The sequence below is a fragment of the Arthrobacter sp. NPDC080086 genome, assembly GCF_040702285.1.
On sequence record NZ_JBFBKP010000012.1, the window covers coordinates 17,479 to 38,186 of the forward strand.

At 64.1% G+C, this 20,708-nt stretch carries 19 protein-coding genes and 1 pseudogene; 13 read left to right on the plus strand and 7 right to left on the minus strand.

Annotation, left to right across the window (positions count from 1 at the left end; genetic code table 11):
• The first annotated feature begins 1 nt into the window (after position 1).
• The 6 genes from AB0305_RS06745 to AB0305_RS06770 all read left to right on the plus strand — a co-directional run bounded on the left by AB0305_RS06745 (position 2) and on the right by AB0305_RS06770 (position 7,014).
• Positions 2–1,300 carry a hypothetical protein gene (locus AB0305_RS06745; RefSeq protein WP_364138910.1) on the plus strand — a complete coding sequence of 433 codons (1,299 nt, stop codon included), beginning with the start codon at positions 2–4 and terminating at the stop codon, positions 1,298–1,300.
• Positions 1,287–2,795, plus strand: coding sequence for an SCO6880 family protein (locus tag AB0305_RS06750; protein ID WP_364138911.1), 1,509 nt, complete (start codon positions 1,287–1,289; stop codon positions 2,793–2,795). The genes AB0305_RS06745 and AB0305_RS06750 overlap by 14 nt, the downstream gene beginning before the upstream one ends.
• Positions 2,795–4,381, plus strand: a complete 1,587-nt coding sequence (locus AB0305_RS06755) for a DUF87 domain-containing protein (RefSeq protein ID WP_364138913.1) — start codon at positions 2,795–2,797, stop codon at positions 4,379–4,381. The genes AB0305_RS06750 and AB0305_RS06755 overlap by 1 nt, the downstream gene beginning before the upstream one ends.
• Positions 4,378–6,147: a TraM recognition domain-containing protein gene (locus AB0305_RS06760; protein ID WP_364138914.1), complete on the plus strand. Its 1,770-nt coding sequence runs from the start codon at positions 4,378–4,380 to the stop codon at positions 6,145–6,147. Before AB0305_RS06755 ends, AB0305_RS06760 begins: the two co-directional genes overlap by 4 nt.
• A gap of 9 nt (positions 6,148–6,156) precedes the next feature.
• Positions 6,157–6,579: a DUF4913 domain-containing protein gene (locus AB0305_RS06765; RefSeq protein WP_364138915.1), complete on the plus strand. Its 423-nt coding sequence runs from the start codon at positions 6,157–6,159 to the stop codon at positions 6,577–6,579.
• A 171-nt stretch (positions 6,580–6,750) separates the two neighbouring features.
• Positions 6,751–7,014, plus strand: a complete 264-nt coding sequence (locus tag AB0305_RS06770; protein ID WP_364138917.1) for a hypothetical protein — start codon at positions 6,751–6,753, stop codon at positions 7,012–7,014.
• Positions 7,015–7,119: 105 nt separating this feature from the next.
• Here the strand turns inward: AB0305_RS06770 and AB0305_RS06775 are convergent, their stop codons facing one another.
• Both AB0305_RS06775 and AB0305_RS06780 read right to left on the minus strand, forming a co-directional pair.
• On the minus strand, positions 7,120–7,776 hold the full coding sequence (locus tag AB0305_RS06775) for a flavin reductase family protein (protein WP_364138918.1): 657 nt from the start codon (positions 7,774–7,776) through the stop codon (positions 7,120–7,122).
• Positions 7,773–9,215 (minus strand): cytosine permease, encoded by a 1,443-nt coding sequence (locus AB0305_RS06780; protein WP_364138920.1) that lies wholly within the window; start codon positions 9,213–9,215, stop codon positions 7,773–7,775. The genes AB0305_RS06775 and AB0305_RS06780 overlap by 4 nt, the downstream gene beginning before the upstream one ends.
• A gap of 107 nt (positions 9,216–9,322) precedes the next feature.
• Between AB0305_RS06780 and AB0305_RS06785 the strand changes: the two genes are divergently transcribed.
• Both AB0305_RS06785 and AB0305_RS06790 read left to right on the plus strand, forming a co-directional pair.
• A complete protein-coding gene (locus AB0305_RS06785; protein ID WP_364138922.1) occupies positions 9,323–9,976 on the plus strand; it encodes a GntR family transcriptional regulator in 654 nt (217 codons plus the stop codon).
• Positions 9,977–10,326: 350 nt separating this feature from the next.
• Positions 10,327–10,452 carry a hypothetical protein gene (locus AB0305_RS06790; protein WP_364138924.1) on the plus strand — a complete coding sequence of 42 codons (126 nt, stop codon included), beginning with the start codon at positions 10,327–10,329 and terminating at the stop codon, positions 10,450–10,452.
• Positions 10,453–10,494: 42 nt separating this feature from the next.
• Here the strand turns inward: AB0305_RS06790 and AB0305_RS06795 are convergent, their stop codons facing one another.
• Positions 10,495–11,238, minus strand: coding sequence for an FCD domain-containing protein (locus AB0305_RS06795; RefSeq protein WP_364138925.1), 744 nt, complete (start codon positions 11,236–11,238; stop codon positions 10,495–10,497).
• A gap of 72 nt (positions 11,239–11,310) precedes the next feature.
• On the minus strand, positions 11,311–13,050 hold the full coding sequence (locus tag AB0305_RS06800; RefSeq protein WP_364138926.1) for an L-lactate permease: 1,740 nt from the start codon (positions 13,048–13,050) through the stop codon (positions 11,311–11,313).
• A 189-nt stretch (positions 13,051–13,239) separates the two neighbouring features.
• On the opposite strand from AB0305_RS06800, the gene AB0305_RS06805 reads away from it, so the two are divergent.
• From AB0305_RS06805 to AB0305_RS06820, 4 genes are all read left to right on the plus strand, one after another.
• Positions 13,240–14,043 carry a (Fe-S)-binding protein gene (locus AB0305_RS06805; protein WP_364138928.1) on the plus strand — a complete coding sequence of 268 codons (804 nt, stop codon included), beginning with the start codon at positions 13,240–13,242 and terminating at the stop codon, positions 14,041–14,043.
• A complete protein-coding gene (locus AB0305_RS06810; RefSeq protein ID WP_364138929.1) occupies positions 14,040–15,581 on the plus strand; it encodes a LutB/LldF family L-lactate oxidation iron-sulfur protein in 1,542 nt (513 codons plus the stop codon). Before AB0305_RS06805 ends, AB0305_RS06810 begins: the two co-directional genes overlap by 4 nt.
• The gene (locus tag AB0305_RS06815) at positions 15,578–16,210 is read left to right on the plus strand and encodes a lactate utilization protein C (RefSeq protein ID WP_364138931.1); all 633 of its coding nucleotides are present in this window, start codon (positions 15,578–15,580) and stop codon (positions 16,208–16,210) included. Before AB0305_RS06810 ends, AB0305_RS06815 begins: the two co-directional genes overlap by 4 nt.
• A 74-nt stretch (positions 16,211–16,284) precedes the next feature.
• Positions 16,285–16,572, plus strand: coding sequence for a hypothetical protein (locus tag AB0305_RS06820; protein WP_364138933.1), 288 nt, complete (start codon positions 16,285–16,287; stop codon positions 16,570–16,572).
• Between the two features lie 795 nt (positions 16,573–17,367).
• Here AB0305_RS06820 and AB0305_RS06825 read toward each other — a convergent pair.
• The 3 genes and pseudogenes from AB0305_RS06825 to AB0305_RS06835 form a co-directional block, all read right to left on the minus strand.
• Positions 17,368–17,745: a hypothetical protein gene (locus AB0305_RS06825; protein ID WP_364138935.1), complete on the minus strand. Its 378-nt coding sequence runs from the start codon at positions 17,743–17,745 to the stop codon at positions 17,368–17,370.
• Between the two features lie 232 nt (positions 17,746–17,977).
• A pseudogene (locus tag AB0305_RS06830) lies at positions 17,978–18,163 on the minus strand (DUF2188 domain-containing protein); the annotation flags it as partial.
• Positions 18,164–18,380: 217 nt separating this feature from the next.
• Positions 18,381–19,187 (minus strand): hypothetical protein, encoded by an 807-nt coding sequence (locus AB0305_RS06835; protein WP_364138936.1) that lies wholly within the window; start codon positions 19,185–19,187, stop codon positions 18,381–18,383.
• Positions 19,188–19,579: 392 nt separating this feature from the next.
• Between AB0305_RS06835 and AB0305_RS06840 the strand changes: the two genes are divergently transcribed.
• A complete protein-coding gene (locus AB0305_RS06840; protein WP_364138937.1) occupies positions 19,580–20,623 on the plus strand; it encodes a PDDEXK nuclease domain-containing protein in 1,044 nt (347 codons plus the stop codon).
• Positions 20,624–20,708 lie beyond the last annotated feature (85 nt).

Consider the following 20,708-nt stretch of genomic DNA (forward strand, 5'->3'; position numbering starts at 1 on the left):
CATGGCTGAGTGCGGGCTGGGGGACATAACCTGCGTCGCGGGCAACATCGCATCCGGCGCAGTCAACGACGCCATGGGAAATATGGCGAAGGCAATCATGGAGGGTATGAGCCAGATGGTGACGACTCTGTCGACTTTCTGGGTCTCCATGCCGACGGTGAACCTGACGAGCCAGGACGGGACTGCGGCCAGCCCGATTGTTTCCATGGTCAACGGCGAGCTCATGGTTTGGACGGTTGCGCTGGCCGTCCTGGCGGTCATCATCGGCGGTATTCGCATGATCTGGGAGCAGCGGGGAGCGCCTCTAAAGGACCTTCTCCGCTCCCTGGTCACGCTGACGCTGGTGTCCGGGTTGGGTCTGGGTGTCATTTCCATCCTCGTGGTCGCTGCGGATGCGTTCTCGGCCGCGATTATCAACCGCTCGACTGACGGTAAAGGCTTCTCGGACGCAATGAAGCTTCTGGTCATGACCAACCAGACCGGCGTCGGGGTCTTCATCCTCATCATCCTGGGACTGATCGGGTTGCTGGCTTCCCTCGTTCAGGTCGTGCTCATGGTCGTGCGGAGTGGAATGCTGGTAATCCTCGCCGGCATCCTGCCCACGACCGCCGCGTTCACGAACACGGAGATGGGCAAGCAGTGGTTCCAGAAAGCAATCGGCTGGATGATCGCTTTCATCCTCTACAAACCCGCCGCGGCAATCGTGTACTCGGTGGCATTCCTCCTCATGGGAAGCAGTGGGAAGAACGCGCTGATCGGCTCAATCACCGGGTTCACGCTCATGGTCGTGGCCCTGTTCGCCATGCCGGCGCTAATGCGCTTCGTGACCCCCATGGTCGGAGCGGTCGCCTCCGGCGGCGGCGCGGGAGCCGGCGCCGCCGTCGGTGCTATGGCCACCGGTGCCGTGTCCATGGGCCGCAGCGGCAGCGGACGCGGCAATGCCGCCCCCACGCCGGCGAGCTCCAACCAGCCGGGCTCCACCCCGAAGGGCAGCGACGGGACCCCCGGGCCCAAGGGCAGCGGCGGGAAACCAACCCCCGGATCGGCCGGAACCGCAGGCGCGCAGGGAGCTGCAGCCGCAGGAGCAGCTGGAGCTGCAGGTGCCGCCGGAGCGGCAGGGGCAGGCACCGCTGGCGCGGCAGGCACCGCGTCGGGTGCGACGGCAGCAGCCGGCCCGGCTGGTATGGCCGTAGCCGCAGGAACACAAGTAGCGTCCCGGGTTTCCCAGGCCGCCCAACAAACCGCACAGGACTCAACCGGCCAATCAGAATCCATGGAGGGCCCCAGTGGCAGCAATTAACACCGAATACAAAGAACCGTCCTACGGCAACTGGCGCGTGCCCCGCTCGGCCGGGTTGGGCAACCTCGGTGCCATCGGCACCGGCATCGTCATGGTCGGGCTGCTGCTGGGCATCACGAGCTTCGCTATCTGGGGCCTGCTTCCGGGCCTCGCGGTCCTCGCCGTCGCCGGGATCAGTGCCCTCCTGCTGACGGTCAAGGACAAGCATGGCCAGTCCGTCGTTGACCGCACCGCGACCCGGTTGAGCTTCCGGATCTCCAAAGGCTCGGGCACCAACCTTTACCGCTCCGGCCCTCTGGGCGTCACGCAGTGGGGCATGTACCAGCTGCCAGGACTGGCCGCGAAGTCCACGCTGTACGAATTCTCCGACTCCTACAAGCGTCCGTTCGCCCTCCTGCACGTCCCGGCCACGAACCACTTCACCGTCATCTTCTCCACCGAACCCGACGGCGCGTCCCTGGTCGACCCTGAACAGGTCGATGCGTGGGTGGCGAACTGGGGCGGCTGGCTCGCCGGCCTCGCCGACGAAGCCGGCCTGGACGCCGCAGCAGTCACGGTCGAAACCGCGCCCGACTCCGGCTACCGTCTCCGCAACGAGGTCGAGATGAACATCGACCCGAACGCCCCTGCCTTCGCCCAGGCGATCCTGCGCGAGGTCGTGGACACCTACCCGGAAGGCTCCGCCACCGTGCGGGCCTGGGTTTCCCTGACGTTCAACGCCTCCCTCCGGTCGGGTTCAAAGAAGCGCACCCCCGAGGACGTCGCCCGCGACCTTGCCTCCCGCATTCCGGGCCTCTCGGCCCGGCTCCAGTCCACCGGCGCCGGCATCGCCCGGCCCATGTCCGCGCAGGAACTCTGCGAAGTCGTCCGGATCGCCTATGACCCGCCGGCGGCCCTGATCATTGATGAAGCCCACGCCGCCGGTTCCCCTGTCTCCCTGAGCTGGGGCGACGTCGGCCCCACCGCGACACAGGCCAGCTGGGACGACTACCGCCACGACAGCGCCTTCTCCGCATCCTGGACGATGACCGGCGCACCCCGCGGCTCCGTGAACTCCTCGGTGCTTTCCCGTCTCCTGGCCCCGCACGGGGACATCGACCGCAAGCGCATCTCCCTGCTGTACCGTCCGATGGACTCGGCCCGCGCCGCGGCCGTGGTCGAACGGGACCAGAACAACGCCAACGTCCGCATCACCTCCGGGACCCGCCCCTCCGCCCGCGCCCTGGTCGATGCCCGGTCCGCCGTGCAGACCGCCCAAGAAGAAGCCCAGGGCGCCGGCCTGGTGAACTTCGGCATGGTCGTCACCGCCACCGTGACCGATAAGGAACGCCTCGCGGACGCCGTTGCCGCCATCGAGCAGACTTCCGGCACCGCCCGGGTGCTGCTGCGCCGGGCCTACGGATCCCAGGACACCGCGTTCGCCGCGTCCCTGCCTCTGGGACTGGTCCTGCCCAAGCACAGCATGGTGCCCTCCGAGATTAAGGACGCCCTCTAATGGCCCGCATGCGCCTTTTGACTGCAAAGAAGTCAAAGACAGTAAAGGAACCAGTGGTGGGTACGGAGAAGCGTCCCGCCCGGGACGCCGGCCCGGGCGCACGCGGCTGGACCGGACGCGGCGGCGGCATGGCCGCGCTCGTTCCCTCCGTCACCGAATACCGCGGCACCACTGTTCAGGTCTGCGGCCTGTGGCCGTTCTCCTCGGGCGCGTCATCACCCATGATCGGTGTGCCGCTGGGTCGGCACGAGGAAACCCAGGCGACCGTCTGCTGCGACCCGATCAGCTGGTTTCAGCGTGCCCGGCTGATTTCCAATCCGTCCGCGTTCATCCTCGGCAAGCCGGGCTTGGGCAAGTCCACGCTGGTCCGCCGCATGTTCCTTGGCCTCTCCGCTCAGGGTGTCAATGCCCTCGTCTTGGGTGACCTGAAGGGTGAGCACGTCAAAGCGGTGCAGGCCCTTGGTGGGCAGGTCATTAAGCTCGGCCGCGGCGTCGGGTACCTGAATATCCTTGACCCCGGCCAGGCCGTCGAGGTCGCGCAGCGACTCGAAGAGGCCGGCCACCACGAGGCTGCCACCCGCGTCCGTGCCGACGCCCACGGTCGACGCCTGAACATGGTCGTCTCCCTGATCACTATCAGCCGGAACAACCCGCCCACGGACCAGGAACAGACCATTCTCGACCGCGCCCTCCGCGTGCTCGATGACCGGTTCGACGGCGTCCCTGTCCTCAAGGACCTGCTCGACGTCATTGTCTCGGCCCCCGACGAGTTGCGCCAGGTGGCGCTGGACCGCGGCGACATCAACGTCTACCTGAAGGAAACCCGGGCGCTGGAGGCCACCCTGCTCGGCCTGACCGGCGGCGGGAAGCTCGGCGAAATCTTCTCCCGCCAAAGCACCAACCCCATGAGCCGGGACCGCGCCGTGGTGTTCGACGTCTCGACTATTGACGAGACCGAGACAGACCTGCAGGCCGCAGTGCTGCTGGCGTGCTGGTCCTACGGCTTCGGCACGGTCAACGTCGCCAACGCCCTCGCTGACGCCGGGCTGGAACCTCGGCGGAACTACTTCGTCGTCCTGGACGAGCTGTGGCGGGCGCTGCGCTCGGGCAAGGGCATGGTCGACCGGGTCGACGCCCTGACCCGGTTGAACCGTTCCGTGGGTGTCGGGCAGATCATGATCTCCCACACCATGTCCGACCTGCTGGCGCTGCCGGCCGAAGAGGACCGGATGAAGGCCCGCGGGTTCGTGGAACGCTCCGGCATGGTCATCTGCGGCGGTCTCCCGGCCTCCGAGATGCCGCTGCTGACTCAGGCCATCCCGCTCTCGCGGCAGGAACAGCAGAAGCTCATCTCCTGGCAGGACCCGCCCGCCTGGAACTCCCGCGGCGCCGACGTCGAACCCCCGGGCCGGGGAAAGTTCCTCATCAAGGTCGGCGGCCGCCCGGGCATCCCGGTCCAGATCGGTTTGACCTCCATCGAACGGGCCGAGGGCCTGAACGACACCAACACCCGCTGGCACGAACCCGCGGCCCCCTTGATGGACCCCGCGGCCGCGGAGCTGCCCGCGACAGGAGATGCACTGTGAGCGCACCGAACCGTAAAGGCATGGGCCTGGGGGACGCGATTCTGGTCTGGCTGGCCATCGGCTTCATCGTCATCGTCGGCGGCGGCGCGTACGCCGCCGTGCACATCGGATCATGGATGGCCGGCCTGCCGACGCCTCCGGGCCACCCCATCGACTTGATCGCCGGCCTGGTGAAGGGCAAAGTCATCTGGCCGGCCCAGGCGACCGTCGTTGTGGCGGTCATGGCCGGCCTGGTAATCGCCCTGGCCGCAGTCGTCTTCTGGGCTTGGCGGAAGGGTGCCTCCAAGCGTGCCCGGGTCGACAAAGCAGCCCGGTACCTCGGCCGCGGCAAGAACCTCACCGCGTTCTCTCAAAAGGGCGCCCAAGCCACCGCCAACCGGCTGGGCGTCGCCGGCAAACCCGGCATCATTGTCGGCAAGGTCGTCTCCACCGGGCAAACGTTCATCCAGTCCTGGGAAGACCTCAGCCTCGATATCTGGGGCCCCCGTACCGGTAAGTCCACCTCCCGGGTCATGCCGGCGATCCTGGACGCCCCTGGAGCTGTGGTCTCTACCTCGAACAAGCGCGACGTCGTTGACGGCACCCGCGGCGTCCGCGCAGCCACCGCCCCTGTCTGGGTCTTTGACCCGCAGAAAATCGCTCAGGAAGAGCCCGACTGGTGGTGGAACCCCCTCTCTTACGTCACCGACGAAGAGAAGGCCTACAAGCTCACCCAGCACTTCTCAGTCGGCTCCCGCGTCCCGGGCTCCAAGCCGGACGCTTACTTCGACCCCAAGGCCGAAGACATTCTCTCCTCATACTTCCTCGCCGCCGCCCTCGGGGACCTGCCAATCACGCAGGTCTATTTCTGGGTCACGGAGCAGGTCAGCCAGGAACCAATCGAGATCCTGAAAGAGCACGACTACGAGTTGCAGTACCGCGGCTTGGAATCCACGCTCAAGCTCGCGGACAAGCAGCGCGACGGCATCTTCGGCACCGCCGAGAAGATGATCCAGTGCCTCAAGAGCCGCAACACCCTCCGCTGGGTCGCCCCCACCGGAGAGGCCACGGTTGCCCTGGACGCCCGTCGTCAGTTCAACCCTCACGCCTTCGCCGCGTCCCAGGAAACCATCTACATCCTCTCCAAGGAAGGTGCAGGCTCCGCCGCTCCGCTCACCACAGCCCTGACCGTGGCCATCGCGGAAGCCATGGAAGAACGGGCGGAGCGCAGCGGCGGTCGTCTGCCCAAACCGGCGCTCTTCGCCCTGGACGAGCTGGCAAACGTCGTCCGCTGGGCCGGCCTGCCGGACCAGTTCAGCCACTACGGCTCCAAAGGCCTGATTGTTATGGGCATCCTGCAGTCCTGGTCCCAGGGCGTCGAACTATGGGGGGAGGCGAATATGCGGAAAATTTGGTCCGCAGCAAACGTCAAGGTCTACGGCGGGGGAGTGGCCGAAGAAGGATTCCTCCGTGCTCTCTCGGACCTGATCGGGGACTACAGCTACACCAACGTTTCCATCAGCTCCGGCAAATCCGGGTCCAGCCGGTCCCGTCAGGAAGGGAAGGAACGGATCTTCGACGTCTCCAACCTCGCCGAGCTGGACCGCGGCCGCGCCGTCGTCCTCGCCTCCGGCGCTCCCGCCACTCTCGTCCGCACCATGCCCTGGTACACCGGCACGCACAAGGACGCCGTGGAGGCATCCATTAAGCAGTACAGCCCGCGCCCCGAAGAGGAAGCTGTGCCGGCCGGCCCTGCTGCGAAGTCCAATCCCTGGCTCGCGGGTTAGGGGGCTGGCATGACTACCGAAATCGGCCGCTTCGGCTCACTCAAGGCTGAGACACCCGCAGATGCTCCGGCCGACGACCAGAAGACACCGGAACTGGTGTACGGCTCGGCCGAGGAATTTCTTCACGAGCAGCTCCTGCCTACCTACGTCCGCGACATCGACGGCCGCGCCGCAAAATGGTGCATCGAGTGGTACTTCCACCCCGAAGCCGTCAGCCGGATAGAAGCTCTGTGGCGCGCCTGGGAACACCTCCGACTCGACGGAGCGACGGGGATCAGCGTCTGGTTCAGAGACCACGCCGACCATCACATGAGCGTGCTCTTGGACCCCCACGGGCCGTTCTATAAATGCGATATGCAGAAACACCGGGACCCTGAACACCTCGAACCAAAACGGGCACCGGAGGGCTGGTTCCCGGATGCGAGGGCCTAACACCGCACTAATGGTGGCGACGGAAGGATCCAATGGCCCTACCTGGAGCGACGTGGCCTGAGTAACGTCGCGCTTATCAGTCCTCCGTGATGGGCACCTGCTCTGTGGAACGCGCATGGCCGTGGGCCAGCTTCAGACCCTTCCTGAGGCGCGAACGAGCAGGTGCATAGAATGTCGACCATTACTTCGAACCGTGGTGTCCCGGAACCGGAAGAGCATGACAGGGATGCGCAGGGCTCACGCGACCCCGCAGATTCAGTGCGACGCCAGGCTGAAGCGATCATTGAAACTGTTCTGGCCTCCGGCACCCCCGCGGACACCCAGAAGCTTAGCGAACTCGTGGCAGCGTTCCCGGGTCGTCCCGAGGCCGCTCTGGCCCAGTTTCTTCGGGAAGTCAGACCCAGCATCTCCGACTACGACGGCCCGCTGCTCTAGACCCCACCCTCTCGGACGTGCTCGTACAGCAGGGCCCTGAAGCGGGACGGCATGGCCGAAGCCCCCGCTCAATGGTCCTTGAGCGGGGGCTTCGGGGAGAAGTACCTAGGCGGGCTGGCCGGCGAGTCCGTAGGCTTCGTCGTCGGATGCGTGGGGGATTTTCATTTCGAAAGTCTCCGTGATGGAGGCGTAGTCGTGATATCCCATCCTGGCCAGGGGCCGGATTTTAGGGATGTCGAGCCTCCCATCGACGGTGAGGACCTCGTCGTTGATATGAATCCGTTCGACCTGTGCAAAGACGATGTCGATGGTTCCAACGTTCGAGCTACCCGTCATTCGGTGCGTCGAGAGGTACCTGCACTCAAAATGGACCGGGCTTTCGGCCACCATGGGTGTGGGGGAGAGCTCCGCATAGCGCTTTGTGACGCCGGCGTGGTCAAATTCGTTCTCCTCGAATGGCAAGGCCATGGCGCTGATATTGACCGCTTCGCGAAGGTCGTAGGTGGCCATGTTCCATACGAACCAGCCGGTTTGCTCCGCGTTCAGGACGGTGTCTTTCCTCCGCCCGTCCGGGTACTGGTTGGCGGAGAACATCACCATGGGGGGATCGAAAGTCAGGTTCTGCCACTGACTGTAGGGTGCCAGGTTCTCCACACCGTCTGGACTGACGCTCGAGAGCCAGCCGATGGGTCGGGGGACGGTGCAGCTTTTGAAGGGTGAATATGGCAGCGGGCTGCTCTCAAGCGCGGGATCGTATTTCACGGGGTTTCCTTTGAGGTGGTTGCGGCGGCGGGGACAGCAACTTCGTGGCGCTGTTCCGCGATGAAGTCGGGGGCCGAGACGGTTTGGTTGCGAACGTTTCGGGACGCGGCGTAGTAGAGGCCGCCGGCGACGACGAGCCCGATGAGCCAGGCAATCTCTGCGCCTCCGAGCAGGTTGGCGATGGGGCCCACGTATAGCGAGCTATTCATGAAGGGGATCTGGATGAGCACGCCGATGGCGTATGCGAGGAAAGCGCCTTTGTTGAAGCGGCCATATTCGCCGTCGCGGAGGAAGAGTTGGGCAATGTTGTACCGCTCCTTGCGGACCCAGTAGTAGTCCACGAGGTTGATGGCCGACCAGGGTGTCATGAAGTAGAGCAGGAACAGCAGGAAGTTTGTGAAGTTGGTCAGGAAGTTTGCGGTGGCAGCTAGTGCAATCGCCAGGGAGACAGCGGAAATCACCACGACGTAGAGCGAGCGTTGCCGCGGCCCGACCCGGTTCTGTCCGGTGAGGCTTGTGATGATGGTGGCCAGCGACATGTACCCGCCGTAGGAACTGAGAGTGTTGCCAGTGAGCTTGCCCAGGATCACGGCGAGCAGGACCAGCGGCCAGATCGCCCCGCCGAGCCCGGCGAGGTACCCGACCTGATCATGGCCGAAGGCTTTGCCACCAAGGGCCGCCGCCAGCGCGCCGAGGATCATGGCCAAAGAGCCGCCAAGGACACTGCCCAGAAAGGTCCAGCCGATTGTGGCCCGTTTGGGGGTGTCTTCGGGCAAATACCGTGAGTAGTCCGCGATGTAGGGGCCGAAAGTCAACTGCCACGATGCGGAGAGGGAGATGCCAAGGACGAACGCAGCGCCGTCAAAGGCGTTCGTCTCAACGGCCGCGCCGATGTTCCCATCGGTGATGATGCGCACCAGGAGGATCACGAACACAACGGCGCTCAGGACCGCCGCGATGTGCGAGAACTTGTGGATGTAGCGGTATCCGATGATCGCCAAGGTGGTCGACATGAGCGCGAAGATCGTGGCGCCCATCTGCGGGGAGACCCCGAACAGGGTACCGATAGCCTGACCGCCAAGGACCAGGCCTGTGGCGTAAAAGCCAACATAGATCATCAGCGCCAGGACGAGCGGCAGGATGGCACCGAAGTAGCCGAACTGCGCCCGGCTCTGGATCATTTGCGGAACCCCGAGCTTGGGGCCCTGTGCTGAGTGCAGTGCAGTGAAGAAGCCACCCACAGCGTTACCGAGGATGATGGCGGGAATGGACCACAGCGCACTGTTCCCGAGGATCACGAACAAAGCGCCTGTCACGACCGCGGTAATGGATGTGTTGGCGGCGAACCATATGAACAACAGGCTACGGGGCTTGCCGTGCCGTTCTTCGGGTGGGATGAAGTCAATGGAACGCCGCTCAACGGTGACGGTCTTCGCCATTGCTGACCTCGAATCTGTAGAAAGTTGGGAGGCTTCGGAGTAGCCTGCGTCACACCAGTATGCAACCAATATATCGGTTGTGCAATGGGGTCGGTTAGAGTTGTTTCATGATGCAGCAGGGTAAGGCCGCGCAAGCCTACGAAGAGATTGAGCGGCTCATCGTCTTCCAGGAACTGGCACCTGGCTCGCTTGTCTCCGAGGCGGTCCTAATGGAAAAGACGGGCCTGGGACGGACTCCTGTCAGGGAGGCCCTTCAGCAGTTGGCCCGTAACCGGCTCGTTGAGATCCACCCGAACAAGGGTGTCCTCGTGCCGCCTGCATCCGTCGAAGCCCAGCTGCGCATGCTCGAACTCCGCCGCGTACTGGAAGCCCTGGCCGTGAGGCTGGCATGCCAAACTGCAACGAACAACGACAGCGAGGCCATGCAGGAAATGGTGCAACTTCTCGAGGCTGACCGATTCACACTCCGGCAGTACCTCGAAACGGTCAAGGAAACCCACCTGATGATCGTCAACGCAAGCCACAACGAGTACCTGGCCGATGCCATGGCGCCCCTTCAGGGCCTTTCACGCAGGTTTTGGATCACCCACGTTCGTGATGAACAAGCTGAAATTAGTCAGGGCTCAAGCCTCCACGCCCGCATCCTCCACGCAATTCTGGACCGCGACTCGGAGGGCGCCGAGAAGGCGAGCCACGCCCTCAACGACTACCTGGTGGAGTTCGCCTATCGGACGATCCACACCCGGGCCAGCGCTTCGTGACAGGATTTACCCAGGGCCTCTCGCCAGCCGGCGGGGAGCTGAACGGCGGTGCACGAATCCGTCCTTCGTGCCTAGCCGGCACTGCCCTGCCGTGGAGGTCGGTATAAGCCCCGGCGTCGCCGTCCTCTTCGACAAAAAGACAAGCGGTGAAACACTCAGCGTCACCGAGGGGGCTGCGTGGCATGTCATGTCCGGTCTCGGCCACGGCGAAGGACGTCTGATCACCACCTGTGCCTGCGCCGCCGTCGCCACACGGTCCAAGACCCCCTTGAGTATGTCAACAATTTCCATCTGACCCCGGAAGAGTCATTCCCGTTCATCTGGAGCAGGTCTCAGACCAGGACTTACAGGTGCTCGACAGCCAGATCCAACGCCAGTTTGACCACGAGATCGTGGCCGACGGCGAGCCCAATCCGGAAACAGAGTTCCGGCGGTACGAACTTGACGAAGAATTCGAGAGCCGAGATAAACGGTAACGACGGGTCGGGTCATCTTCTTGCGCCCGACTAGAGCGAGATTCAGGCGGCGGGCTGGGCCGTGACTTCGTGCGCCCGGGTGTAGAACCATTCGATGTGTTCGCGCAGGAGCCGGGCCGCGAGTTGGCCGTCGCGTGCCTTGACGGCGTCGAATATGCCGTGGTGCTGGGCCCGGAGCACGCAGACGACGTCGGGCCACGCATCCATGGCGTCCATCGCTCCCTTGACGTAGCCGACGATCGCGCCGCTGAGGGATTCCATCATGGTGGCCACCACGGCGTTTCCGGCCAGGGAGCTGAGCGTCACATGGAAGCGCGCGTCGAGTTCGTGGAAGGTGGGCCGGTCAATGCCGGGATCGTCCATGGCCTGGAGCAGCCGGGCTGCCTCCGCAAGCTCCTCCTCGCCACCGGGCCGGGCCGCCCCCGCGGTGGCCGTCCAGGTTTCGAGCAGGATGCGGGTCTGCACAATGTCCTCGACGGGAAGCCGGCTGCTGGCGACGTGCAGCCGCAGGGCCGACGACAGGCCGGCCGAGGGATTGGAGACGACGATGGCCCCCGAGGCGGGCCCGGATCCCACCGAGCTGCGCAGCACCCCCATGGCGTCAAGAACCCGGATGGCCTCCCGTACTGACGAGCGGGAGATCCCGTAGGTTTCAGCCAGCGTGCGTTCACCGGGAAGCCGGTCCCCGAGTTTGATCTTGCCCGAGCGGAGGTCCGCTTCAATGTCCTGCAGGAGCGCGTCGTGGGTGCGGCGGCGGGGGTTTGCTCCTGCTTCGGCGGCTGTCACGGGCACTTCCTTCGAGTAGCGGGAGTGCGGGCCGGACGCTGGTCCGCACTCCCCGTAGCGGCGCGGCGGACGCTAAGGCAGCATCCAGCCAAGGATCGGGGTGGACTGCAGGTAGGACAGGGTGCAAAGCACCAGCAGCAGAGCCACGCTCCATCCGACTACTTTACGCAGGATCACCGATTCCTGGCCTTCCAGGCTGACCGCGGACGCCGCAATGGCGAGGTTCTGGGGGCTGATCAACTTGCCCACCACGCCGCCGGAGGTGTTGCCGGCCACCAGGAGGTTCGGGTCAATGCCTGCCTTCAGCCCGGCCGTCTGCTGCAGCTTGGCGAACAGCGCATTGGCGGACGTGTCGGAACCGGTGACGGCGGTGCCGATCCAGCCCAGTACCGGGGAGAGGAATGCGAAGAAGGCTCCGGTGCCGGCCAGCCAGGTGCCGATGGAGACAGTCTGCCCGGAGAAGTTCATGACGTACGCGAGTGCCAGGACGGTGATGATGGTCAGCCCTGCCCAGCGCATCCGGTAGGTGGTGCGCCCGATCTCCTTGACGGCGTCCCCCACCGTGATGCTGTAGCGGCCGCCCTCGTTGTACTTCGAATACACAAACGCCACGATCAGGCCGGTGATCAGCAGCAGGGTGCCGGGGGTGGAGAGCCACTGGAACGAGTAGACGGTGGAGGACACGGGCTTCCCAGCGGCGTCGACCAGCGCGTCGTGGAGGATCGGCCACGGGATCTTCACATCGGTGGAGGCGAGGAATGCGGGCACGTTCACGCCCAGTTTCCACAGCTTCGCGATGCCGAAGACGACGATCACGAGGAAGTACGGGAAGAGGGCGAGCCAGGTGCGGGTCGGGGTCAAACGGTCTTCGGCAGCCTCGGCGGTGGTGACTGCCGCCGCCCTGCGTGAGCTGCCCCCTGCGGCGGCGACTGTCTTTTTCGCGTCCGCATTAGTGGCAACGCCGAGACGTTCGCGGGCGGCAACGCTGCCCTTGGGGGTCCAGACGCGGAAGAAGAGGACGGCCGCGCCGAGGCCGACGAGGGAGGCGACGATGTCGGTGAGCTCGTAGGAGAAGTAGTTCGAGCACAGGAACTGCGCGATGGCGAACGAGAGGCCGACCACCAGCGCGGCGGGCCAGCAATCCTTGATGCCCTTGCGGCCGTCGAGGATGAAGAGCAGGATCAGCGGCACGATGGTCGCCAGCAGCGGCGCTTGGCGGCCGACGATGGAGGCGATGTCCGTCGCGTGCAGTCCGGTGAGGCCGGCGGCGGTGGTGACCGGGATGGCCATGGCGCCGAACGCGACTGGTGCGGTGTTGGCAACCAGGACGGCCGCGGCGGCGCGCAGTGGCGGCAGGCCGAGCGCGAGCAGCATCGTGGCGGTGATGGCTACTGGTGCGCCGAACCCTGCCAGAGCCTCAAGCAGCCCGCCGAAGCAGAACGCAATCAGCACGGCCTGCAGGCGCACATCACCCTTGCCGATCACGTCGAACACCCGGCGCAGGTCCTCGAAGCGTCCGCTCAGCACCGTTACCTGATAGAGCCAGACGGCCATGATCACGATCCACAGAACGGGGAAGGCGCCGAAAACCCCGCCCTGGGTTGCGGAGAGAAGCGCCAGGCCGGCCGGCATCTGGAAGGCCACGATGCCCACGACGAGCGCCACCAGGAGGGCGAACGCCCCCGCGACATGGGCCCTGGTCTTGACGACGGCGAGCAGGATAAAGAAGGTCAGGAGCGGCAGCAGGGCCACCAGGGCCGACCACATGACGCTGTTAAGCACCGGGTCGGTGCTGGGAGTGAAAGTGTCCACGCGAGTTCCTCCACGTTGAGAGACGACGGGTCTATGGTCGGACCACTGTGGTCGGACCATCAGAGTGTAGCGCATAGTTTGCCATTGCGTGTGACCGGGTTCACTTTATAAAAGTGTTTGAAGGTGGCGGGCGTCACGTGCTGTACTATGGTCAGACCACATCATCCTAGGCTCCTCGAAAGGGCTGTCATGAGAATCGCCTTATTCGCCACGTGCATTGTGGATGCGATGTATCCGGCCACGGCCCAGGCCACCGTGAAGATTCTGGAGCGGCTGGGACACGAAGTGCTGTTCCCCGCCGGGCAGGCCTGCTGCGGGCAGATGCACGTCAACAGCGGGTACCTCAAAGAAGCGGTTCCGGTGGTGGCCAACCACGTCGCGGCCTTCGACACCGGGGATTACGACGTCGCCGTCGCACCTTCGGGATCCTGCGTCGCCTCCGTCAAGCACCAGCATCCCATGGTGGCCCGCTCCTGCGGCGACAAATCCCTGGAAGCCCGTGCCAACGCCGTCGGCGCCAAGACGTACGAACTCTCCGAACTGCTGGTCGACGTCCTGGGGGTGACCGACGCCGGCGCCCAGCTCGGCTCGTATTTCCCGCACCGCGTCACGTACCACCCCAGCTGCCACGGCATGCGCCTGCTCCGGCTTGGGGACCGGCAGTCCCGGCTGCTGGCCAGCGTGAAGGGAATCGACCTGGCGGAACTGCCGGAAGCTGACCAGTGCTGCGGCTTCGGCGGCACGTTTTCGATGAAGAACGCTGATGTCTCCTCCGCGATGCTTGAGGGCAAGACGGCCAACATCACTGCCACCGGCGCCACACTGTGCGCCGGCGGGGACGCGTCCTGCCTCATGCACATTGGCGGCGGTCTGTCCCGCCAGGGCAGCGCCGTCACTACCCTCCACCTTGCCGAAATCCTCGCCAGCACCGAAGATGCCCCCGCGGCCGTCACCGGCGACGTCCTCGTCTCCACCGGAAAGGCCACACGATGAGCACCTTCCTCGGCATGCCCGCCCTGCCCGCTTACGGCACGGGCAACCTGCACGCGTCCCAGTCCTTCCCGAAGGCGGCACACCGTGAGCTCGGCAACGCCCAGCTTCGCGCCAACCTCGGCCACGCCACCCACACCATCCGTGACAAGCGGCTGAAAATGGTCTCCGAGCTGCCCGACTGGGAACAGCTGCGCGACGCCGGATCCGCCGTCAAGGAATCCGTGATGGCCCGGCTGCCCGAACTCCTGGAACAGTTCGAGGCGAACTTCACGGCACGCGGCGGCGTCGTCCACTGGGCCCGCGACGCGGACGAAGCCAACGCCATCGTCGCCGGACTGATCCGGGACACCGGGGAAACCGACGTCGTCAAGGTCAAGTCCATGGCGACGCAGGAAATCGGCCTCAACGAATACCTCGAAGAGCAGGGAATCGCCGCCTTCGAGACGGACCTCGCGGAGCTGATCGTCCAGCTGGACCACGACAAGCCCAGCCACATCCTGGTCCCGGCCATCCACAAAAACCGCACCGAGGTCCGCGACATCTTCCTGCGCGAAATGGAAGGCGTGGACCCGGACCTCACCAACGAACCGGCCCGCCTCGCCGCAGCCGCCCGGTCACACCTGCGGCGCAAATTCCTCACCGCCAAGGTGGCCGTCTCCGGCGCCAACTTCGCCCTCGCCGACTCCGGCACCCTCGCCGTCGTCGAATCCGAAGGCAACGGCCGAATGTGCCTGACCCTGCCGGAGACCCTCATCACCGTGATGGGTGTGGAGAAGCTACTGCCCACCTGGCAGGACCTCGAAGTGTTCATGCAGCTGCTCCCGCGCTCCTCCACCGGCGAGCGGATGAACCCCTACACCTCGCTCTGGACCGGCGTCACGGAAGGCGACGGGCCGCAGAACATGCACCTGGTCCTGCTGGACAACGGCCGCAGCGCCGCCCTGGCAGACGAAATGGGGCGCTCCGCCCTGCACTGCATCCGGTGCAGCGCGTGCATGAACGTCTGCCCCGTCTACGAGCGCACCGGCGGGCACGCCTACGGCTCCACCTATCCCGGCCCGATCGGCGCCATTCTCTCCCCGCTGATGACCGGCATCCAGGCGGAAGAGAACAACTCGCTGCCCTACGCGTCCTCGCTGTGCGGGGCCTGCTATGACGCCTGCCCGGTGAAAATCAACATCCCCGACATCCTGGTCCACCTGCGCAGCGTCGATGTGGACAGCCAACGCGGGAAGAAGAAGCTCCCCACCCAGATGGACGCGGGCATGAAGGCCGCATCCTGGGCGCTGTCCTCCGGCAAACGGCTCGGACTGCTCGAAAAGGGGCTGCCGCTGGGACGCCTCGCCGCAGGCCCCGACAAGAAGATCAAAAAACTGCCCGGCATCGCCGCCGGGTGGACGCAAAGCAGGGACATCCCGGCGCCGCCCTCCCAGTCGTTCCGCGACTGGTGGGCCAAACAACACCAGAGACCAGACTCCGCCGGCGGCCCCTTCGTGGCCCAGGAGACACCCGCACAGAACAAGGAATCCCAGCCATGAGCGCACGCGAGGACATTCTCGGCCGGATCCGCACAGCCCTGCAGGACAACCCCGATGCACCCCCGGTTCCGCGGCTGTACCGGTCAACGTCCGGGCTGGACCAGGCAGCGCTGATCGAGCTCCTGGAGGACCGCCTTATTGACTACAAAGCGCAGGTGGCGGTGGTTGACGCCGCCGACGTGCCGGCACAAATCGCGGAACTCCTCGCCGATGCCCGGAGCTACGTCGTTCCCGCCGGGTTCGACACCGGCTGGCTGACCCACCTCGAACTTGATCGCGACAGCCGGCGCCGTACCGATTCCGCCGCCACACCGCTGAGCGTCTCTGAACTCGATGGCATTGACGCGGTCGTCACCGGCAGCGCCATCTCCGTCGCCGAAACCGGCACCATCATCCTGGACGGCAGCCCCAACCAGGGCCGCCGCGCGATCAGCCTCATCCCGGACCATCACATCTGCATCGTGAAGGCCACCGACATCGCCGGCATCCTGCCCGAGGCCCTCCGCCGGATCGACGGCACCCGCCCGCTCACCATGATCAGCGGCCCCAGCGCCACCAGCGACATCGAACTCGAACGCGTCGAGGGCGTCCACGGGCCGCGGAAGCTCGACGTCATCATCGCCCGCTGAACCGGCGCGCCGCTAAAAGTTCAAAAACCCAGGAACACAACTGCGTCCTCACCGCTGAACGAAAAGGAACGCCCATGACCCACTACCGCCAGGACGACTGGAAGCACCTCCTGGGGGCATTCGTGGAAATCAGGAAAGACGGCGCACTCGTCCGCAAGGGGCTCGTCGACGCGGTCATGCCAGATTCCTCAGCTCTCTGGATCGCCGCCGAAGGGCTCTCCAGCCGCGGCCTGATCGACGCCGCAGAGGGCTACGAAGTGTGGGTGGAGCCCCGGCAGCTCGAAGGAAGAGCCGCGTATCGGATGACCGCGTCCGCATTGCGCCTCCGCGAAACATCGCAGGCTCCCGGCTGCGCCGCCTAGGCCACCATCAGCGACACCCGCAGCGAACCCGACGGCAACAAGAATGACACAAGTCTCCCTTCGGGGAACCGTCGACAGACGGACCCCTCTTCGGCAGGTTTAGACGGCATTTCAGACCCTTCCGTATGAGTGGTTTAAGCGCCGATAGTGGACCTTATGTAAGTTCGATCCAATCAGGCCCTGTCTTTAGTTTCGTCTCCTCAAGGCAGGCTAAAGAAGGATGTGGGATTAGAAGTCGATAAGTCTTGTCTATAGGCCCCCAAAGTTCGATAGTTAGGTACCGCGTGGAACAATCCGCGCGTCACAATGGGGGAAATATGAAAAAGAGATCCTTTTATGCGGCTCTGATCAGCCTGGTCTTGACGTGCCTAGGTTTGGCCGCGGCCGCTCCCGCACAGGCGGTTGTCGTCGGACTGTGTACCATTACTGCCCAGAACCCTCATGGGTCTACCCATGTTGCAGGTACAGTCAACACGGTGGGGACAGTTTCCTGCTCCATGACGATGACCGAAATTTATATACAGACGACGCTCGAAAAGAGCAATGGACAGTACTGGTCCGGCAACGTCAGAGACTACTTCAATAGCAGCTACGAGATGAGTAATGCGGCTACTTCCTGCAGCCAGGGGCCAGACTCATTTCGTACGCGGGTTTCCTACGTCATCCAGGCCCCTCCTGGCGTTAATCCACGCTACACAGCGAACACAATTTACTCTCCATAGATCGGTGTCGCATGCGGAGTAACTCTCGCCGCTAACCCACCCAGCGAAACCATCGAGCGCGTCCAGATACCGGTCAAATAGTGCTGTCGGGAGAAGCCGCAGGAGGTATCGCCTGCGGCTTCTCCTCGTAAAAGTAAACGGTCTCGGTGGTAGAATCCTCGTCACCCGGAGCGCCGAATACTCGCGTCATTCTAGGCACGACGTCGACCCCCCCGCTGCGATTAATCTTCTGCTCGGACCATTTCAGGAAGACTTCAACCGGCCGACCCGCCGCTTCGCGCTGCGCCCATCCAACGGCTTCCAAAACATCCTCAGCGTCGCGGGCATCCCATTCGTCCACCAACCACGAGAATTTAGCCATCGAAGGCGCGGTCCACACGCGAATACGATATTCGGCGGGACGCTCCTCTTCGCCGATTGACTCATTTGATCCAGCCGGCGTGATGTCCATAGGAAGACTCTAGTCTGGATCGCAAACGATCAAAAGGGATCACTTCTCGCAACTTATGTCTGCTTGAGCTGGGGAATCGTAATCAAGAGGCCCTAACCGGCGCGTGCCGATAACCGACGTTCCGTAAAGCTGGGGAGCTCCAGGGAGTAGTGGCCAGCGCGAGTTCGACGCTGCTTCTTTACCCCGGCGCCGTGGGCTTGAGGCCCCCGCACTGCGGCGGGGACCTCAAGCTCTATCCAGGCGTATTGCGTGGGTCATTGCCAGGAGCAATGGTGTCCTTTGCCCTGATCTTCTTGTCCTTGCCGTGGATGTTTAGTTCTCCACCTCCGGAACGGGACAGGTAACCACGAGCCGCATCAATTGCCGCAGACTGGGTATCGTGAACAGAGGAGGCACGGGATGAGCCCTCGCGCTCAGCCTTCCATCCGTCTTAACCCGGAACGACGTGGTAGGAATTTCGTTCAGCCATGTAAATCACCCCCAGACTTTTGCTGATGGAGGCAACGTACCAAAGGTGCCCGACATTTTGGTGGGCGGAGTCCCGGGTTTGGTCATTCGCCGGGCGCCAAGGATGGAAAGGTAACTTTCCGAACGGGCTTCCGAGGCGCAGCTAGCGGATCCCTGTAGGCGATTTGCTACCGAGTATCCCCAGGAAAGTCATGCACAGCTTCTCGAGCCAAGGCAGCGGGACCTGATGCCGGTCCCGTGTCGCCCTCGAGCTTGGCAAGGCGGTCCGCGATCCGGCTCCCGCTGCGGCGGGATTTGCGGCATTTGGCCAGCCAGCGCTTCAGCACCGCGATCTCCTCGTCCCGCTGGCGGAGCTTGCGGTGGACGATGGCGGCTTGCTCTGTGTACCAGGGCGCCGGCTCCCGACTGCCGGCATCGCCTTCGGCGGCCTCGATCGCTTTGTAGCAAAGGGCAAGGGCTTCCTCCAACCGGTCCTCGCGTTTCAGCTGCTTGATCGGCTCGACGAGCTCAAGGTAGTGGACGCCGTCCACTATTCCCCGCTTGAACTGGGCGGCCCGCGCCCCGCCGCCTTCCAGGGCCTCCCGCACCATCTCCGACCGGCCGAGGTGGGCATTGTTGATTCGTTCCCTGGACGTCAATGCTGGGGGATTCCATTCCGTGTGCGGCCATTCCGGCTCACCGTCACCTAGCCAAACATATGCCTTGGCCAGCAGTTTCTGCTCCCGCAGTACGTGGAGCTGGTAGCGAACCGGCACGCTGGCGCCGATCGGCAACGAGAGGTCCTTCGTTGCATAGGAGGGCAGGCAACCGACCTTCTCCCCGTCAACGATCACAGCCACGGCCTGTGGGTCCACGTGGTTTTCCGGTTCCCGCTGGAGCTGAGCCTCGCCCTCGAAGTAGCCACGCCCCTTGAAGCCCTTCCGGTCGGCAAGGGCAGCGACGGATTCCTTGGCGAAGGTCGTCGTGCCGGCCACCTCGACGCAAGGACTGTAGGTGATAGAAAGAGTCAGCTTCAGCGGGGTCCCGCGGTCTTCAGAATTCTTTTGAGGTGTTCGAGCCCGTTCCGGTGCCGTGCTCCTGCTTATTGCCTGTCGCAGCAATCGACCTATCCCCACTGGCGTCTCCCTCGAATGTCCATAGCGGATCGTGCCGCCGGCCTGACTGTAGCAACGACGGCGAAGGTTCGGGCTCCGACGGGGGTCCTCATACGCCCGGACCGTACGAGGTGGGTCGTCCCGGACGCGTTGGTCAGATGGAGCTTGCGGGAAGCGACTCGCTCAGCTGACCGCAAGCATCAGCCCGGTGGGCTTCTGCCGGCAAATGCGCCACAGCCTGTGGCACATTTGCCGGCGGATAGGGTTGAGGCATGGTGTCTCCGGAAATCGATCTGCCCGCGAACTATGTGGACTTGCTGGAGGCTCTGAAAGCCCGCATTGCCGGGGCAAGGGTTCAGGCGCAGCGGACCGTGAACGCTCTGGTCATCGAGCTTTATTGGTCACTGGGCAGGGACATCATCGCCCGGCAGGAAGCCCAGGGATGGGGAAGCGGAGTCGTTCGGCGGCTTGCCGATGATCTCGCTGCGGCGTTCCCTGATATGAAGGGCCTCTCGTATCGGAACCTGCAGTACATGACCGCGATGGTCCGGGCTTGGGGGAGCACCGAAGATGTGCCACAGCCTGTGGCACATTTGCCCTGGGGTCATATCCGCACGATTTTGGACAAGGCAGCCACCAGCGAGGAACGCGACTGGTATGCAGCCGCAGCCGTTGAGTACGGCTGGTCTAGGAACGTGCTGCTCAACATGATGATGAACCGTTCGATGGAACGCTCCGGCTCGGCGCCATCGAACTTCGACCGGCAGCTCGCCGCTCCTGACTCGGAGCTTGCCCAGCAGATGGCGAAGGATCCCTACAACTTCGAGTTCCTTGGCCTCTCCGGCCAGGTCGCCGAGCGCGGTCTCGAGAATGCGCTGACAAGTCGAATCACCGAAACGCTCCGCGAGCTGGGCCCTGGCTTCTCATTTGTAGGTCGCCAGATACCCTTCGACGTCGACGGTGACGAGTTTTACGTCGATCTGCTCTTCTTCCACATCGAGCAGCTCCGCTACGTCGTGGTTGAGCTGAAGACGGGCAAATTCAAGCCCGAGTACGCCGGAAAGATCAACTTCTACGTTGCCCTGGTGGACGACATGCTCCGTCGAGACCATCACAACGAAACGGTCGGCATTTTGATCTGCGGGACAAAGAACGACCGCAGCGTTCGCTACAGCCTCGGCCGGGCGACCTCGCCCATGGCCGTGGCCGCCTACACCTACGACAAGCTCCCGGCAGCGGAACAACAGGCGCTGCCCAACGAAGGACACCTCGTCGCAGCCCTCGAATGGGCCGAACCCGACACCGCAGAAGCATAGTCGGGAAACCCTTCTAAAGCTTCTCCCCCAAGCATTTTCATGCGCCGATAATGAAGATTATGTCAACTGGTCTCATTCCGTAATG

Excerpts from the sequence above, each read along its gene's own strand:
- AB0305_RS06815 (WP_364138931.1), top strand. The coding sequence starts at position 15,578 with ATGAGCGCACGCGAGGACATTCTCGGCCGGATCCGCACAGCCCTGCAG.
- AB0305_RS06805 (WP_364138928.1), top strand. The coding sequence starts at position 13,240 with ATGAGAATCGCCTTATTCGCCACGTGCATTGTGGATGCGATGTATCCG.
- AB0305_RS06745 (WP_364138910.1), top strand. The coding sequence starts at position 2 with ATGGCTGAGTGCGGGCTGGGGGACATAACCTGCGTCGCGGGCAACATC.
- AB0305_RS06820 (WP_364138933.1), top strand. The coding sequence starts at position 16,285 with ATGACCCACTACCGCCAGGACGACTGGAAGCACCTCCTGGGGGCATTC.
- AB0305_RS06840 (WP_364138937.1), top strand. The coding sequence starts at position 19,580 with ATGGTGTCTCCGGAAATCGATCTGCCCGCGAACTATGTGGACTTGCTG.
- AB0305_RS06770 (WP_364138917.1), top strand. The coding sequence starts at position 6,751 with ATGTCGACCATTACTTCGAACCGTGGTGTCCCGGAACCGGAAGAGCAT.
- AB0305_RS06785 (WP_364138922.1), top strand. The coding sequence starts at position 9,323 with ATGATGCAGCAGGGTAAGGCCGCGCAAGCCTACGAAGAGATTGAGCGG.
- AB0305_RS06765 (WP_364138915.1), top strand. The coding sequence starts at position 6,157 with ATGACTACCGAAATCGGCCGCTTCGGCTCACTCAAGGCTGAGACACCC.
- AB0305_RS06755 (WP_364138913.1), top strand. The coding sequence starts at position 2,795 with ATGGCCCGCATGCGCCTTTTGACTGCAAAGAAGTCAAAGACAGTAAAG.
- AB0305_RS06825 (WP_364138935.1), bottom strand. The coding sequence starts at position 17,745 with ATGGACATCACGCCGGCTGGATCAAATGAGTCAATCGGCGAAGAGGAG.
- AB0305_RS06810 (WP_364138929.1), top strand. The coding sequence starts at position 14,040 with ATGAGCACCTTCCTCGGCATGCCCGCCCTGCCCGCTTACGGCACGGGC.
- AB0305_RS06780 (WP_364138920.1), bottom strand. The coding sequence starts at position 9,215 with ATGGCGAAGACCGTCACCGTTGAGCGGCGTTCCATTGACTTCATCCCA.